This window comes from Micromonospora sp. CPM1, assembly GCF_023896895.1.
In the GTDB taxonomy this organism is placed as follows: domain Bacteria; phylum Actinomycetota; class Actinomycetes; order Mycobacteriales; family Micromonosporaceae; genus Micromonospora; species Micromonospora tulbaghiae.
Window position 1 is genome coordinate 25,740 of record NZ_JAMHIU010000017.1, and the last position, 15,505, is coordinate 41,244.

A 15,505-nucleotide genomic window follows, 5' to 3' on the forward strand; every position below is an offset into this window, starting at 1 on the left:
CGATTCGCACGGATCCGTACATCGGATTCCAGACCTTTCAGGTCGGACTCGTGAAGAAGAACGCTCAGGTTACCCGGAATGCCGCTGCAACGCTGCAAGCAACCGACTCGCGAGATCCTTGCGGCAGACCAGCAGATCCGGTAGGCGCGGGTCGGCCCCGTTGTATTTCAGCGCAGAACCGTCGATCCGGGAAGCATGCAGACCGGTGGCCGTCGCCACAGCGACCGGAGCGGCCGAATCCCACTCGTACTGACCGCCCGCGTGGATGTACGCGTCGACCTCACCGGTCACCACGGCGGCGATCTTCGCGCCCGCCGAGCCCATCGGGACCAGATGAGCGCCGACGTCCTCTGCCAGGTCGGTCAGGAAAACCGGCGGACGGCTACGGCTGGCCGCCAACCGGATGACCCGCGCGCCGCCCCCGATGGCCGCCTCCACAGTCATCGGCGGGTACGCCGGCGGGTGGTCCGTGCCGAGCACCCGGTGCTGGGCCGGCAGGGCCACCGCGCCCGCCACCAGACCGTGCGGCGTCGACGCGTTGCGCGACCAGAGCGCCACGTGCACCGCCCAGTCCGCGCGCCCCTCCTCCGCGTACTCCCGGGTGCCGTCCAGCGGGTCGACGATCCAGACCCGGTCCGCGGTCAGGCGCGGCAGCGCCTCGTCGGTCACCTCCGCCGTCCAGGCCAGCCGCGAACCCTCGTCCTCCTCCGACAGCACCGCGTCCGCCGGCCGCCACTTCGCCAGCTCGGTGCGGATCAGGTCGTGCGAGACCTTGTCACCGGCCGACCGGAGCGCGCCCGCGTCGGCGAAGCCCATCTCCGCGCGCAGGGCCGTCAGCGCCTGACCGGCCCGGGCCGCCAGCCACCGGGCGAACCCGCCGTCGATCATCGGAGGACTGCCCATGATGCTCCCGTCACCCGCCTTCGCTCCCGCCGCCCGAGGCTACCGGCCGCGCTCCGCCCCGCCGGTCAACCCCCGTGGTACAGGTTCTGCGTCGGCTCCACGCCCTTGAGGACCACCGACTCCACCACGTCCGCCGCGCGGTCCACCAGGAACTCCAGCTCCTTGCGCTCCGCCGAGGAGAAATCCGAGAGTACGTAGTCGGCCGGGTCCTGCCGGCCCGGCGGCCGGCCGATGCCGAACCGCACCCGCACGTACTCCTTGGTGCCGAGCGACTTCGACATCGACCGCAGGCCGTTGTGCCCGCCCTCGCCGCCGCCGCACTTCACCCGCACCTGCCCGTACGGGATGTCCAGCTCGTCGTGCACCGCGATCACGTGCGCCGGCGGGATCTTGTGGAACTGCGCCAGCCCGGCCACCGGACCACCGGAGAGGTTCATGTACGTCAACGGCTTCAGCAGCACCAGCTTCGGACCGCCGAACCCCAGCCGCCCCTCGGCGGCCTCGGCCATCGCGCGCTTGTGCCGCCCGAACTTCGCGCCCACCCGGGCCGCCAGCAGGTCCGCCACCATGAACCCGACGTTGTGCCGGTTGTTCGCGTACTCCCGGCCGGGGTTGCCCAGGCCGACCACCAGCCACGGCCCCGCCTCGTCCGTCACCCGACGCCCCTTCCCGCTCGCTCGCCCGACCAGTCCCGATACGCCGACAGGCGCCCCCGGGAACCGGGGACGCCTGTCGCACAGCCTTGCGGACCGGTCAGGCCTCGGTCTTCGCCTCGGCCGGGGCCTCCTCGCCCTCGGCGGCCGGAGCGCCCTCGGCACCCTCGGCGGTCTCCTCGCCGACCTCGGCCTCGGCCTCCTCGGTGGCCTCCTCGACCTCGGGGAGGGTGGCCTCGAGCTGCTCGGCGGTCGGAGCGGCGGTCACCGAGGCGACAGCGGTCTCCTCGTCGGTGGCCAGCTCGACGCCGGACGGCAGCTCGACGTCGGCGGCGGTGATCGTGGTGCCCGGCTCGGCGCCCTCGATCGACGCCTCCAGGTGGTCCGGCACCTTGGTCGCGTCGGCGGTCACCGACAGCGTGTCGTGGTCGTGCACGATCAGGGTGTCCTTCGCGGCCTCACCGGTCAGCTGGACCGGGACCTCGACGGTGACCTTCTCGCCGCGGCGGACCAGCAGCAGGTCCACGTGCTCGAAGGTGTCCTTGATCGGGTCACGCTGGATCGCCTTCGGCAGCGCCAGCACCTGGGTGCCGTCGCTGACCTCGATCGCGAAGAGCTGGTTCGCGCCGCCCTTGCGGATCGCGGCGGCGAACTCCCGCGCCGGAAGCGCGATGTGCTTGGGCTTCTCGCCGTGGCCGTACAGCACGGCGGGCACCTTGCCGGCCCGGCGGGTACGACGGGCACCACCCTTGCCGAACTCGGTACGGGGCTCGGCGCTGATCTTTACCTCGGACACGGGGAAACTCCTGATGCTTCGCTGCGGCGGCTTGTCGTCTGGCGGTGCTGGGGCGAGGGGCTCGCTGGGGCTAGGGTCATGAACGACCGCCCGGAGCACCGCGTCGATGACGGCGCCTCCGTGCGGTGCTTGTCAGCAGCCCGCCGGGCACCCTCGCCGTGGCAACCGCACCAGTCTACCCGAGGGAATTCCCGGCTCTCCGGCAGTCCCCCATATCACCGCCCGGCCGCTTGCGCAGGGCATCGGCCCGGCCGCCGGAGACACCCCGGCGACCGGACCGGCGCGCTCAGCTCAGGCCACCGAACAGGGTGGTCACCGACCCGTCGTCGAAGACCTCCCGGATCGCCCGGGCCAGCAGCGGGGCGATCGACAGCACGGTCAGCTTGTCCAGCTGCTTCTCCGACGGCAGCGGCAGCGTGTTCGTCACCACGACCTCGCTGATCGGGCTGTTCTTCAGCCGCTCCGTCGCCGGGTCGGACAGCAGCGCGTGGGTCGAGGCGACCACGATCTCCGCCGCGCCCTGCTCCTTGAGGATGTCCGCCGCCTTGGTGATCGTGCCACCGGTGTCGATCATGTCGTCCACGATCAGGCACACCCGGCCCTCGACCTCACCGACGACCCGGTTCGCCACCACCTGGTTCGGCTTGAGCGGATCGCGGGTCTTGTGGATGAACGCCAGCGGGCAGCCGCCCAGCCGGTCGGTCCAGCGCTCGGCCACGCGTACCCGGCCCGAGTCCGGCGCGACCACGGTCATCGGCCGGCCCGCGTACTTGTGCTCCACGTACTCGGCCAGCACGTCCATCGCGAACAGGTGATCCACCGGGCCGTCGAAGAAACCCTGGATCTGCGCGGTGTGCAGGTCCACGGTCAGGATCCGGTTCGCACCGGCGGTCTTCAACAGGTCGGCGATCAGCCGCGCCGAGATCGGCTCCCGGCCGCGGTGCTTCTTGTCCTGCCGCGAGTACGGGTAGAACGGCAGCACCACTGTGATCCGCTTGGCCGAGCCGCGCTTCAGCGCGTCGACCATGATCAGGGTCTCCATGACCCAGGTGTTCACGCCGTGCGTCACGGACTGCACCACGAAGGCGTCCGAACCACGGACCGAATCCTTGTACCGTACGAAGATCTCGCCGTTGGCGAAGTCGTACGCGTCGGCCGGCGTCGGCGCGACGCCGAGCACCTCACCGATCTCCTTGGCCAGCTCCGGAAAACCCCTCCCGGAGAAGAGCATCAGGCTCTTGCGGTTTTCGGCGACGATGCTGCCCATGGGCCCGTCTGCTCCCGTATGTCGGTGGTACCCGGCGGCGGTGGGCCGGGGACTGTTCGGTTGCAGTATGCCCCCGGTTCAGCGATCCACCCACGGCCCGGCGGCCGCCGTGGAGTCAGTCACCTTCGCTTGCGGCGCCGCCCGTGTCCGACGCACCCTCACCGGCCCGCCGCGCCGCCTCCGCGGCGTCCGTGCCGGCCCGCTTGCGCAGCACCCAGCCCTCCACGTTGCGCTGCTGACCCCGCGCCACCGCCATCGCACCCGGCGGCACGTCCCCGGTGATCACCGAACCCGCAGCGGTGTACGCTCCGTCGCCCACCCGCACCGGCGCCACGAACATGTTGTCCGCCCCGGTACGCGCGTGACTGCCGATGGTGGTGTGGTGCTTGCGTACCCCGTCGTAGTTGACGAAGACGGTCGCCGCGCCGATGTTGCTGTGCTCGCCGATCGTCGCGTCCCCCACGTACGACAGGTGCGGCACCTTCGACCCGTCACCGATCGACGCCTTCTTGGTCTCCACGAACGTGCCGACCTTCGCCTTGCGGCCCAGCCGCGACTCCGGCCGCAGGTACGCGTACGGGCCGACGCTCGCCTGTGGGCCCACCTCCGCGCCGAGCGCGTGGCTGCGCACGATGCTCGCGCCCGCGCCCACCGCCGTGTCCACGAGCGTGGTGTCCGGGCCGACGAGCGCGCCCTCGCCGACCGTCGTGGCGCCCTGGAGCTGGGTGTTCTGGTCGATCACCGCGTCCCGCTCGACGGTCACCGTCACGTCGATCCAGGTGGTGTGGGGGTCGAGGATGCTGACGCCGGTCCGCATCCAGCCCTCGTTCACCCGGTCCCGCAGCAGGCGGCGCAGCGCGGCCAGCTCGACCCGGTCGTTGCAGCCGAGCGTCTCCACGTGGTCGGCGGCGCAGTGCACAGCCACCGGCTCACCGGCGTCGCGCAGCAGCGCGAAGACGTCGGTCAGGTACTCCTCGCCCTGGTCGTTGTCGGTGGAGAGCTTGCCCAGCGCCTCCCGCAGGCGAGCCGCGTCGAACGCGTAGATGCCCGCGTTGATCTCCCGCAGCGCGCGCTGCTGGGGGGTGGCGTCGCGCTCCTCGACGATCTGCTCCAGCTGCCCCTGCACGTCCCGCACGATCCGGCCCAGGCCGGTCGGGTCGGGCACCTCGGCGGCGAGCACCGTCGCCGCGGCGGCGGCGTCCTCGTGCGCCTCGACGAGCGCCTGGACCGTCTCCGGCCGCAGCAACGGCACGTCCCCGTTGATCACCACCACGGTGCCGGTGGCGTCCGGCACCGCGTCCAGCGCGATGCGGACCGCGTGCCCGGTGCCGAGCTGGCGCTCCTGGAGCACGGGCGTGGCACCCGGGGCGACCTCGGTCAGGTGCTCCCGGACCTGGTCGGCGCCGTGGCCGACCACGACCACGGTGCGGTCCGCGCCCAGCGGGCCGGCCGCGGCGAGGACGTGACCGAGCAGGGTACGGCCGAGCAGCGGGTGCAGCACCTTGGGCAGGGACGACTTCATCCGCTTGCCCTCACCGGCGGCGAGCACGACAACGGTGCGGAGGTGGGGCTGGGACACGACGTGGCTCCCGTCGGGACGGCGACAGTCTCGCGGTCATGCTAACCAGAGCAGCCCGCAGGTTGCCGCGTACCCCAAGAAGGGCACCTATACCTGGAATTGCTCGGCCGCCAGGATTCGAACCTGAAACACAAGAACCAAAATCTTGGGTGTTGCCAGTTACACCACGGCCGAAGGGACGCAGACAGCTTAGCGGGTGTCGTCCACCTCGGGAGGTCTCGGATCGGGGCAGACGCCGCGACCCACGCCGACCGCTGCCGCCAGTGGCATCCGATTGATCACTCATCCCACGCCTGTTCCACAGCGCGCCCGACTCCGGTCATCACACCCTCGATGCGCCAGTAGAGCCACCGGCTGCGCGGCACGGTGATCACCAGGCAACCGCGGTAGTCAGCGCCGTTGTTCCGCCGTACCGTCGCCGGATTGTGCCGTTTGAGGGTCGCCCGGCCGAACCGCTCCGGCGGAAGGGTCAGCCGTTCCACCCACCAGCGTTCCGCCGCAGGGACATCGGCGGACTCGTGGATCAGGAGCCGATAGGCCGGCACGTCGCGTTCGATCCCGCAGCAGGCCAGGAACGCGAGGAACAGGGCGAGCAGCCCGGGATCGCTGTTGACGAACTCCAACCGGCCCTGGGGCCGCCAGGGCTTGGACTTCGCTCCCTCGCACCAGTAGATCGCGGCACCGAGCATCAGCAGGTCCCGTTCGCCGAGACCGCCGACCACACCGGCGGCGCGGGTTTGCTCCGCGGCCCGCGCGGCGTCCCGCGTCTCCCGGTACGCGCTCCAGCGCGCCTCCGTCATCGCCTTCGAGTGCTCGCGGCGCCGCTCGGCCGTCTCGTCGTCCGGGTCCAGCGGCAGGTGCCGCACCCACTGGTAGGCGGTCGACTTCGCCACCCCGAGCCGCGCCGCGATCTCGTTGACCGATCGGCCCACCGCGCGCAGCCGCAGGGCCTCGGCACGGGCGTCGTCGCGGGCTCGCGGCCGGCGGGTCCACTCGGGCGGCGGGATGCCGCGCAGCAGCGCGTACACCCGGTCGCGGCCGATGCCCAGGCGAACCCGGATCTCGGCGACGGAGAGCTGCTCGTCCACACGTAGGCGCCGCGCCTCGGCGGCGAGGGGGTCGGTCACCGGCGCAGATTAGAACGTGCGTACGACAGCGGCCGGTCTGACCGCGAGCGTCGCGCCTGGCAGGATGGACGGGTGACCGACGTTTCCGGCAACGACCGCACCCGTCGGCGGCCCGTGCCGGCGACGAAGCCCTCCCGGGTACGGATGTCCGCGACGCAGCGGCGCGAGCAGCTGATCTCGATCGCCCGGCAGATCTTCGCCGAGAAGGGCTTCGACGCGACCTCGATCGAGGAGATCGCGGCGCGCGCCAAGGTCTCCAAGCCGGTGGTCTACGAGCACTTCGGCGGGAAGGAGGGGCTCTACGCGGTGGTGGTGGACCGGGAGGTCCGCTCGCTGCTGGACCGGATCACCACGGCGCTGACCGCAGGTCATCCGAGGGAGTTGCTGGAGCAGGCCGCGTTGACGTTGCTGACCTACATCGAGGAGGAGACCAGCGGCTTCCGGGTGCTGGTCCGGGAGTCCCCGCTGATGTCCGCGACGGGCAACTTCAGCAGCGTGATGAACGACGTGGCGCACCAGGTGGAGCACATCCTGGCGGGCGAGTTCTCCATCCGGGGCTACGACCCGAAGCTGGCGGAGCTCTACTCGCAGGCGCTGGTGGGCATGGTGGCGCTGACCGGCCGCTGGTGGCTGGAGGTGCGCAAGCCGCGCAAGGAGACGGTGGCGGCGCACCTGGTGAATCTGGCCTGGAACGGGTTGTCCCACCTGGCCTCGAAGCCGGGGCCGATCGGGACGTGAGCCGGATCCTCGGCCGTGCGGTGCGGTGGTGGCACTACGCCCCTGCGGCGGCCGCGATCGCCGAGTCGAAGTCGGGGCCGGCACCGATCTGGGCGAGCAGCACGTTCGCCGCGTTGTAGCAGTCGAACCTTTCGATCTTTCCGTCCCGCAGATGCCAGAGATCAGCAGTGGGCACGTCGATCCGGTTGCCGGTCGGCGGGATCTCGCCGGCCGGCGTGGGGAAACCGCCGAGGTGGGTGCCCTGAATTCGTAGTTCGACGGCGACGACGTCACCGAGAGCATGCACGTCGAGCAGTTCGCGGTGGACGTCGGGAAAGACGCCGGCGAAGCCGGTCAGCGCCTGCGGAATCTGGTCCCCGCGGAAAGTCAGCCCGTTGGGCATGTCGTTGAACGTTCCGTCCTCGGTGAACAGGGCGCGGAAGCCGGGCCCGTCGAGGACATCCCCTTCCGCCAGCCGGTACGCCTCGCGAACGATCTCTTCGTTGCTCTTCATTCGGCCCGTCCTCGATTGTCGTGCCACCGCGGGAACAGTTCTCGTCGATGTGCGCCGCCCACGCTAGCAAGTTTTTGACCGGATGGTCAATAACGTAGGCTTCCCCCGTGCCCCGTCCCCGCAAGTTCGTCGAGAGCGATGTCGTCAGCAGCGCCAGTGAGGTGTTCGCCGTGCACGGCCTCGCCGCCTCGACCCTCGACGACCTGGTGCGGGCGACCGGCCTGGGCAAGCAGAGCCTCTACAACGCCTTCGGCGGGAAGCGGGAACTGTTCCTCCGGGCGCTCTCCGAGGATCGGGAGGAGGCGACGCGCGCCGTCTCGGAAGCGCTCGGGCACGACGGCGCTTCGCCGCTGGAACGAATCCGGGGGCACATGCTCCGCATGGCGATCGAGTTCAGCAGCAGCGATCGGCGGGTCTCACTCACCACGCGCGCGCTCGTCGAGTCGACAGGCGAGGAGGACCCGCTCTCGACCGTCACGAAAGCCGGCATCGAGCAGCTCGCCGGGGTCTACGCCGGATGCCTGGAACACGCCCGGGAGAATGGGGATCTCCCGGAGGACGCGAACGTGCAGTCACTGGCGGTCTACTTCGTCGCGGTCACCCGGGGGATGGAGTTGCTCGGCCGCGCCGGTGTCGGCCGTGGCGTTCTCACCGCTGTCGCACTCGACGCGCTTCGCGCGCTCCACGACCCGCGGACCGACCAGGCCGACGGCGGTCGCCCGACGCTCCAATGAGCCGCGGCGCCCGTCGTGGCGACGAGGGCGCCGGTCACCGAGAGCGTTCCCCGATGGGGTGGTAGCGGCGCTGCCGTTCCTCCTCGGCGTGCTCGGGTGTGCCGACCTTGTCGTACAGGCCGGTGGCGAGCAGGACCAGCCCGAACAGCAGCGACACGATGACAGTCGACATCGAGAAGTTGAGGAAGTTCGCCGAGGTCTGGAGCACCGACATCATCAGGATGCCGGTGACCAGGAAGACCACCCCGGCGGTGAGGTTCATGTAGTGGCCGAGGTTGTCGCGGCGGGACGCGCCGACCAGCAGGACCGCGCCGAAGACCACCGAGACCAGCGAGAAGGCCAGGTTGGTGCGCAGTCCGAGCGCCCAGTCGCTGTCCCGGCCGAACAGCCCTTCGCCCCAGGTCTGGAAGACGCCGAAGACGCCGAAGACCAGGATGTAGAGGCCGATGAGCCCGGACAGCACCCGGTACAGCGGCCGCGCGGGGTGGTTCACCGGGAAGTGCGCCATGTTGCCCTCCAGCCGTGTGACTGATTCGGGGCAATTGTCGCCTGACGTGTCCGCGCGCGTCCGGAAAACACCGAAGGCCCGGCGCGGCGCGCCGGGCCTTCGGTACGAGGGCGGGATCAGAGCACCAGGCGGGCCTTCTGCCAGGCCTCGTGCTCGTCGTCGGAGCCGACCTTGCCGTACATGCCGACCATCAGGAGCACCAGGGACAGGGTCAGGACCACGACGTCGGTCATGATCGAGAAGTTGAAGATGTTGGCGTCGGTCTGGAGGAACGCCAGCGCGGCCAGGCCGATCACCATCAGCGTGTAGGCCAGCCACTGGTTGATCGCCACGTCGAGGTTGCGGCCGATCGCGGTGCCCACCAGGATCACGACGCCGAACAGCACCGACAACAGCGAGAACGCCATGTTGGTGCCCTGGCCGAGGACCTTGGTGTCGTCCTGGGCGAGGAAGTCGTTGCCGGCGCTGGCGATGATGCCGAGGCCGCCGAAGACGACGAAGTACAGACCAACGATCCCGCCGATCGCCCGGTAGATCGGCCGCGCGGGGTGGTTGACGGGGGTGTGGGCCATCTCTGCGTCTCCAAAAGACCGTTCGGACGAGGGTTCCACCGGTGATTGTCCCGTACGCCGGTCAGTGACGCCGCACACCCCCCACCCCGGCGGCAGGTCAGCCGGCCGGAAGCTCCTCGGCGAGAGCCAGCCAGGTCTCCTCGGTGCGGTCCCGCTCCGCCCGTACCTCCTTGAGCTGGGCGTCCAACTCGGCGACCCGGGCGTAGTCGGTGGCGTTCGCGGCGAGCTGCTCGTGCAGGCCCGCCTCCTTCTGTTCCAGCTTGGCGATCTGCCGTTCCAGCCGGTTGAGTTCCTTCTTCGCGACGCGTACCTCGGCGGCGGACATGCCCTCGCGCGCCGGCGCCGCCGTGGCCGGGGTGAGGTCGGCGGGCGCCGGGCCGCCGGCCGCGGCGGCGCGCTCCAGGTACTCGTCGACGCCGCCGGGCAGGTGCACCAGCCGGCCGTCACCGAACATGCCGTACGCGACGTCGGTGACCCGCTCGATCAGGTAGCGGTCGTGGCTGGCCACCACGATCGTGCCGGGCCACGAGTCGAGCAGGTCCTCCAACGCGGCGAGCGTGTCGGTGTCCAGGTCGTTGGTGGGCTCGTCGAGCAGCAGCACGTTGGGTTCCCCGGCGAGCAGCCGCAGCATCTGCAGGCGGCGGCGCTCGCCGCCGGACAGGTCGCTCACCGGGGTCCAGAGCCGCCGGTCGTCGAAGCCGAAGATCTCGGCGAGCTGGGAGGCGCTGATCTCCCGGTCGCCGAACTGCACGCGCCGGGCCACCTCCTCGACGGCTTCCAGCACGCGCAGGTGGCCGGGGAGTTCGGCGAGTTCCTGGGACAGGAAAGCCGGACGGACGGTCTGCCCGGCGGCGAAGCGCCCGCCGTCGGGGCCGGTCACCCCGGCGAGCATCCGCAGCAGGGTGGTCTTGCCGGCGCCGTTGCGCCCGAGGATCGCCACCCGGTCGCCGGGACCGACCTGCCAGGTGGTGTCGTGCAGGATCTCCTTCGGGCCGGCGTACAGCCGCACGTGTTCGAGGTCGTACACCTGCTTGCCGAGCCGGGCGGTGGCGAGCCGTTGCAGCGACATGGTGTCGCGGGGTTCCGGCACGTCGGCGATGAGCGCGTTCGCGGCGTCGATGCGGAACTTGGGCTTGGAGGTGCGTGCCGGAGCGCCCCGGCGCAGCCAGGCGATCTCCTTGCGGAGCAGGTTCTGCCGGCGGGCCTCGGTGGCGGCGGCGACGCGTTGCCGCTCGACCCGGGCCAGCGTCCACGCGGCGAAGCCGCCCTCGTACGCCCGGACGGTCTGGTCGGCGACCTCCCAGGTGCTGGTGCAGACGGCGTCGAGGAACCAGCGGTCGTGGGTGACCACGACGAGCGCGCCCTTGCGGGTGACGAGGTGCCGGGCGAGCCAGTCGACGCCGCCGACGTCGAGGTGGTTGGTGGGCTCGTCGAGGACGAGCAGGTCGGCGTCGCGGACCAGCAGCGCGGCGAGCGCGACGCGGCGGCGTTCCCCGCCGGACATCGGGCCGACCGGGGTGTCCAGGCCGAGGTGGGGCATGCCGAGGCCGTCGAGGATGGCGCGCACACCGGCGTCGCCGGCCCACTCGTGTTCGGCGCCCATGCTCTCGCCGAGCCAGGCGGTGCCGAGCACCACGTCCCGCACGGTCAGTTCGGGGGCCAGGTCCAGGCGCTGCGGCAGCCAGGCCACCCGCAGGTCGCGGCGGTGCGTGACGCGGCCGTCGTCGGGTTCCTCGGTGCGGGTCAGCAGGCGCAGCAGCGTCGACTTGCCGGCGCCGTTGAGGCCGACCACACCGACCCGGTCGGCGTCGTCGAGGCCGAGCGAGACGTCGGTGAGCAGCGGCCCCGCGGCGCCGTACCCCTTGGACACCCGGTCCAGGTTGACGATGTTGGCCACTGACCCACCCCTCACGACTCAGGCGTCCCGGGGGCCCGGGACGCCTGAGTCAAGGGTACGGGGCGTCAGACCACGCGGGCGCCGGCGACCGGACCGTGCGCGACGCGGGCCTCCCGGCACACCCCGGCGGCGGTGATCTCGGCGGCGATCCGGACCGCGTCGGACTCACCGGTGGCCAGGAAGACGCAGGTGGGCCCGGAGCCGGAGACGATGCCGGCGAGCGCGCCGGCCGCCTCGCCGGCCTTGAGCGTCTCGGCCAGCGACGGGCGCATGGTCAGCGCGGCGTCCTGGAGGTCGTTGCCGAGCGTGGCGGCGAGCACCCGCGGGTCGCGCTGGCGCAGCGCGGCGAGCAGCGCGTCGGTGCTGCCCAGCGGCGTGCCGGCGGCTCCGGCGTCACGCAGCCGGTCCAGTTCCCGGTACGCGGCCGGGGTGGACAGGCCGCCGTCGGCGATCGCCACCACCCAGTGCCAGGAGGTGGGGCGGGCCAGCACCGGGCTGACCGCCTCGCCCCGGCCGGTGCCGAGCGCGGTGCCGCCGTGGATGAGGAACGGCACGTCGGAGCCGAGGTCGGCGGCGATGCCGGCCAGTTCGTCGCGGGACAGCCCGGTGCCCCAGAGCGTGTCGCAGGCGACCAGCGCGGCGGCGGCGTCGGCGCTGCCGCCGGCCAGCCCGCCGGCGAGCGGGATCTGCTTGCGCAGGTGCAGCCGGGCGTGCGGGGCGACGCCCGCGTAGCCGGCGAGCGCGTGGGCGGCGCGCAGCGCCAGGTTGGTGTCGTCCAGCGCCAGCTCTCCGGCGCCCTCGCCCTCCATGGTGAGGGTGAGCGTGTCGCCGCGACGGGCGGTCAGCTCGTCGTAGATGGAGATCGCGTGGTAGACGGTGTTCAGCTCGTGGTAGCCGTCACGCCGCAGCGGCCCGACACCGAGATGCAGGTTGACCTTGGCGGGCACCCGCACCTTGACCGGGCCGCTGGACCCGCGCCGCTGCCCGTCCTCGTCCTCCGGTCGCCATGCCTCGGTCACCGGGCGGACTCCACCGGTCGTGGGCGGATGTCGAACGGCTTCGGCACGGTCAGCTCCTCGGCGAGGGGTCGGACAACGGCGCCAGCCTACTGCTCGCCGCCGGGGGCGTCCGGGGCCGACGCGGCGATGGCGGCGAACTGCTCGACGGTGAGCGATTCGCCCCGTGCGCCCGGATCCACACCGGCGGCGGTGAGCGCGGCGGCGGCCCGGTCCGCGCCGCCGGCCCAGCCAGCCAGGGCGGCGCGCAGCGTCTTGCGGCGCTGCGCGAACGCGGCGTCGACGACCGCGAAGACGGCCTTCCGGGGTACGTCCGGCCGGGGCGGCTCCCGCCGGGTGAACGCGACCAGGCCGGAGTCGACGTTGGGCACCGGCCAGAACACGTTCGGCGGGACCTTGCCGGCGGCGCGGGAGCGGGCGTACCAGGCGAGCTTGACCGACGGGATGCCGTACACCTTGGAGCCGGGACCGGCGACGAGCCGGTCGGCGACCTCCTTCTGCACCATCACCAGGCCGTGGCGCAGCGTGGGCAGTTCGGCGAGCAGGTGCAGCACGACCGGCACGGCGACGTTGTAGGGCAGGTTCGCCACCAGCGCGGTGGGCGCGGGGCCGGCCAGGTCGGCGGCGGTGACCCGCAGCGCGTCGGCCGGGTGGACGGTGAGCCGCTCGGCGGCCGTACCGGCGAAGCGGGCGGCGGTCTCCGGCAGCGCGGCGGCGAGCGCCGGGTCGAGTTCCACAGCGTGCACGTGCGCGGCGACCGGGAGCAGGGCGAGCGTGAGCGAGCCGAGCCCGGGGCCGACCTCCAGCGCCACGTCGTCCGGGGTGAGCCCGGCGGTGGTGACGATCCGGCGCACGGTGTTCGGGTCGTGCACGAAGTTCTGGCCGAGCTTCTTGGTCGGCGTGACGCCGAGGCGCGCGGCGAGTTCCCGGATCTCCGCCGGGCCGAGGAGTCCGGTCACGCCGGGCATCCTCTCACCACGGCCCGAACGCGCGGTCGCCGGTCGCGGAGATGGTGGCGCAGAGTTCGTCCAGGTCGGTGCCGGTGGTCTCGGCGAGGAAGCGGACCGTCAGCGGGATCAGGTACGACGCGTTGGGCCGTCCCCGGTACGGCATCGGGGTGAGGTAGGGCGCGTCGGTCTCGACGAGCATCTGCGCGGGCGGTGTGACGGCGGCGGCCTCGCGCAGCGCGGCGGCGCTGCCGAACGTGAGGGTGCCGGCGAAGCTGAGCAGGAAGCCGCGCCGGACGCACTCGCGGGCGAAGTCGGCGTCGCCGGAGAAGCAGTGCATCACCACGGTCTCCGGGGCGCCCTCGTCATCGACGATGCGCAGCACGTCGGCGTGCGCGTCCCGGTCGTGGATGACGAGCGCCTTGCCGTGCCGCTTGGCGATGGCGATGTGCGCCCGGAAGCTCTCCTCCTGCGCGGCCCGCCCCTCGTCGCCGGTACGGAAGAAGTCCATGCCGGTCTCGCCGACGCCTCGGACGCGGTCCCGCCCGGCGAGCGTCTCGATCTCGCGCAGCGCCTCGTCCAGGTCGGCCAGCCGGGGCGCCTCGTTCGGGTGCAGCGCGACTGTGGCGAGCACCGGGGCGTACTTGTCGGCGACGTCGGCGCTCCACCGGGACGAGTCGACGTCCACGCCGACCTGGACGAGCCGGTCCACGCCGGCCCGGGCGGCGACGTCGATCGCGGCGGCCACCGGGTCGTCGCCGGGGGCGCCGCCGGGAGGTGTGCCGAACTCGCCGACGGTGATGTCGAGGTGGGTGTGGCTGTCCAGCACGGGTACGGGCAGCGGCTCGGGGGCGGGCGGGAACTCCCCGGCCCGGCGGGCGGCGCGCTGCTTGCGGGTCTCGGTCTGCTCGGTCATCGCGGCCAGCATCACACACCGGCCCGGTGCGGCGTTCCCGGACCGCCACCGGCTGTTCACGTGCCCCACATCTGGCGGGCTTAGCGTCCCGGAGTGACCGTCACCGACCAGGCCGGCGGGCCCGCCTCCGACCGGGCCGGGTTGCGCGTGACGTACGGCGGCCGGGTGCACCCGGCCGAGGAGATCGCCCGGGGCGCGGCGTACGAGTTGTTCAGCGCCGACGAGGCGCCCGGGTTCGAGTGGTGCCCCCGGCCCGGCAGCGGCTGTCCGTGGCGCCGGTTCGTGCACGCGACCGAGGTGGACGCGGTGCACGGGGGCGCCGGGCCGGGCGACGACACGGACGCGCCGCTGCTGATGCCGGTGCACCGGGACCGGGGCTGGGCGTACGTGCACCGGCTCAGCCAGCAGCCGGGTGCGGCGGCCGATCCGACGCTCGCCGCGGTGCGGGCGTCGGCGGTGATCCGGCCCGGTACCCGGATGGTGAAGGTGCTCTCGGCCCGGCAGCTCGCCGGGTACGTGCGCGGGTGGCTGCCGCACGGCTTCTGCTACCGGGAGCACGACGTGGCGCACCTGCGGACACCGGCCGGGATGGCGGTGCTGCGGGGCGACTCGGAGGGCGGCGACGTGGCGTACGCGCTGCGCTGGCGGGCCGCCGACCCGGCCGACTACGACGTGCCGGTGGGCGCGGCGCACCGAGGGCTCATGGCGTTGCCGCCCCGGGACCGGCTGGGGCCGCCGGTGCTCGGTACCGGGTTCGTGCCGAGCAGCGCGCAGCTCGTACCGGAGTTCGTCACCCGGGACTTCGCCGACCTGCCGATGCCGGCGAACGCCACGCTGCTGGCCTACCCGGCCGAGGGGGTGGAGGTGGTGCTCTACACCTACCAGGCGGAGCAGCGGGGCTGGCTGCGCCTGGCCGGGCCGCAGTGGCGGCACCTGCTCGCCGCGGTGCCCGGGCTGGCCGCCGACCAGGAGTACGTGCCGACCGGCGACGCGCCGCGCTCCACCCGGCTCGTCGGCACGTACGCCGGTTCGGAGTACGAGGCGGTGGCCGACCAGCCGGGCGGGTTCCGGGTGCTGGCGATGACCCGGGCGGCCCGGTACCCGGTGGACGCGGCGGCCCGGCGGGTGCGCACGGCGGTGTGGCGCGGGGTGCCGTGCCTGGTGCTGCGGGAGGAGGGCGGCTGGCTGCGGTTGCGGCTGCGCCGCCCGGATCCGGACGCGGTGGCCGCGACCGGCGCGCAGTGTCTGGAACGCGGCGTGTACGAGGTCTGGGCGCCCGGCGGCGAGCTGACCGAGGACCGGATGGTGGACCTGCCCTATCCGGCCCGCCACGAATAGACGGGGGCAGGTCGGGAAGGC

General features: G+C 72.5%; 15 protein-coding genes, 1 tRNA gene and 1 pseudogene. 3 read left to right on the forward strand and 14 right to left on the reverse strand.

Annotation, left to right across the window (positions count from 1 at the left end):
• Window positions 1-69: 69 nt before the first annotated feature.
• From M8C11_RS20860 to M8C11_RS20890, 7 genes and pseudogenes are all read right to left on the reverse strand, one after another.
• On the reverse strand, window positions 70-903 hold the full coding sequence (locus M8C11_RS20860; RefSeq protein ID WP_252452219.1) for an inositol monophosphatase family protein: 834 nt from the start codon (window positions 901-903) through the stop codon (window positions 70-72).
• A 65-nt stretch (window positions 904-968) separates the two neighbouring features.
• Window positions 969-1,559 (reverse strand): aminoacyl-tRNA hydrolase, encoded by a 591-nt coding sequence (pth, locus tag M8C11_RS20865; RefSeq protein ID WP_252452221.1) that lies wholly within the window; start codon window positions 1,557-1,559, stop codon window positions 969-971.
• 97 nt (window positions 1,560-1,656) lie between these two features.
• Window positions 1,657-2,352 (reverse strand): 50S ribosomal protein L25/general stress protein Ctc, encoded by a 696-nt coding sequence (locus M8C11_RS20870; RefSeq protein ID WP_120571717.1) that lies wholly within the window; start codon window positions 2,350-2,352, stop codon window positions 1,657-1,659.
• 286 nt (window positions 2,353-2,638) lie between these two features.
• On the reverse strand, window positions 2,639-3,619 hold the full coding sequence (locus M8C11_RS20875; RefSeq protein WP_013283956.1) for a ribose-phosphate diphosphokinase: 981 nt from the start codon (window positions 3,617-3,619) through the stop codon (window positions 2,639-2,641).
• 55 nt (window positions 3,620-3,674) lie between these two features.
• Window positions 3,675-5,198: pseudogene (gene glmU, locus M8C11_RS20880) on the reverse strand (bifunctional UDP-N-acetylglucosamine diphosphorylase/glucosamine-1-phosphate N-acetyltransferase GlmU); the annotation flags it as partial.
• A gap of 102 nt (window positions 5,199-5,300) precedes the next feature.
• Window positions 5,301-5,372, reverse strand: a tRNA-Gln gene (locus M8C11_RS20885).
• A 104-nt stretch (window positions 5,373-5,476) separates the two neighbouring features.
• Window positions 5,477-6,325 (reverse strand): helix-turn-helix domain-containing protein, encoded by an 849-nt coding sequence (locus M8C11_RS20890; protein WP_252452224.1) that lies wholly within the window; start codon window positions 6,323-6,325, stop codon window positions 5,477-5,479.
• A 72-nt stretch (window positions 6,326-6,397) separates the two neighbouring features.
• Here M8C11_RS20890 and M8C11_RS20895 point away from each other — a divergent pair, with 72 nt between their 5' ends.
• Window positions 6,398-7,063, forward strand: a complete 666-nt coding sequence (locus M8C11_RS20895) for a TetR/AcrR family transcriptional regulator (RefSeq protein ID WP_121686224.1) — start codon at window positions 6,398-6,400, stop codon at window positions 7,061-7,063.
• A 34-nt stretch (window positions 7,064-7,097) separates the two neighbouring features.
• Here the strand turns inward: M8C11_RS20895 and M8C11_RS20900 are convergent, their stop codons facing one another.
• Window positions 7,098-7,583, reverse strand: a complete 486-nt coding sequence (locus M8C11_RS20900; RefSeq protein WP_252452226.1) for an ester cyclase — start codon at window positions 7,581-7,583, stop codon at window positions 7,098-7,100.
• Between the two features lie 80 nt (window positions 7,584-7,663).
• On the opposite strand from M8C11_RS20900, the gene M8C11_RS20905 reads away from it, so the two are divergent.
• On the forward strand, window positions 7,664-8,290 hold the full coding sequence (locus M8C11_RS20905) for a TetR/AcrR family transcriptional regulator (RefSeq protein WP_252452228.1): 627 nt from the start codon (window positions 7,664-7,666) through the stop codon (window positions 8,288-8,290).
• Between the two features lie 34 nt (window positions 8,291-8,324).
• On the opposite strand, the gene M8C11_RS20910 is transcribed toward M8C11_RS20905, so the two are convergent.
• The 6 genes from M8C11_RS20910 to M8C11_RS20935 form a co-directional block, all read right to left on the reverse strand.
• Complete coding sequence (locus M8C11_RS20910; RefSeq protein WP_252452230.1) at window positions 8,325-8,798, reverse strand: DUF4383 domain-containing protein; 474 nt, start codon at window positions 8,796-8,798, stop codon at window positions 8,325-8,327.
• 116 nt (window positions 8,799-8,914) lie between these two features.
• On the reverse strand, window positions 8,915-9,370 hold the full coding sequence (locus M8C11_RS20915) for a DUF4383 domain-containing protein (RefSeq protein ID WP_121686220.1): 456 nt from the start codon (window positions 9,368-9,370) through the stop codon (window positions 8,915-8,917).
• A 97-nt stretch (window positions 9,371-9,467) separates the two neighbouring features.
• A complete protein-coding gene (locus tag M8C11_RS20920) occupies window positions 9,468-11,267 on the reverse strand; it encodes an ABC-F family ATP-binding cassette domain-containing protein (protein ID WP_252452232.1) in 1,800 nt (599 codons plus the stop codon).
• Between the two features lie 65 nt (window positions 11,268-11,332).
• Window positions 11,333-12,286 (reverse strand): 4-(cytidine 5'-diphospho)-2-C-methyl-D-erythritol kinase, encoded by a 954-nt coding sequence (locus M8C11_RS20925; RefSeq protein ID WP_252452234.1) that lies wholly within the window; start codon window positions 12,284-12,286, stop codon window positions 11,333-11,335.
• Window positions 12,287-12,372: 86 nt separating this feature from the next.
• Complete coding sequence (gene rsmA, locus M8C11_RS20930; RefSeq protein ID WP_252452236.1) at window positions 12,373-13,242, reverse strand: 16S rRNA (adenine(1518)-N(6)/adenine(1519)-N(6))-dimethyltransferase RsmA; 870 nt, start codon at window positions 13,240-13,242, stop codon at window positions 12,373-12,375.
• Window positions 13,243-13,255: 13 nt separating this feature from the next.
• The gene (locus M8C11_RS20935) at window positions 13,256-14,158 is read right to left on the reverse strand and encodes a TatD family hydrolase (RefSeq protein ID WP_252452411.1); all 903 of its coding nucleotides are present in this window, start codon (window positions 14,156-14,158) and stop codon (window positions 13,256-13,258) included.
• 81 nt (window positions 14,159-14,239) lie between these two features.
• On the opposite strand from M8C11_RS20935, the gene M8C11_RS20940 reads away from it, so the two are divergent.
• Complete coding sequence (locus tag M8C11_RS20940; protein WP_252452238.1) at window positions 14,240-15,484, forward strand: hypothetical protein; 1,245 nt, start codon at window positions 14,240-14,242, stop codon at window positions 15,482-15,484.
• Window positions 15,485-15,505: the final 21 nt, after the last annotated feature.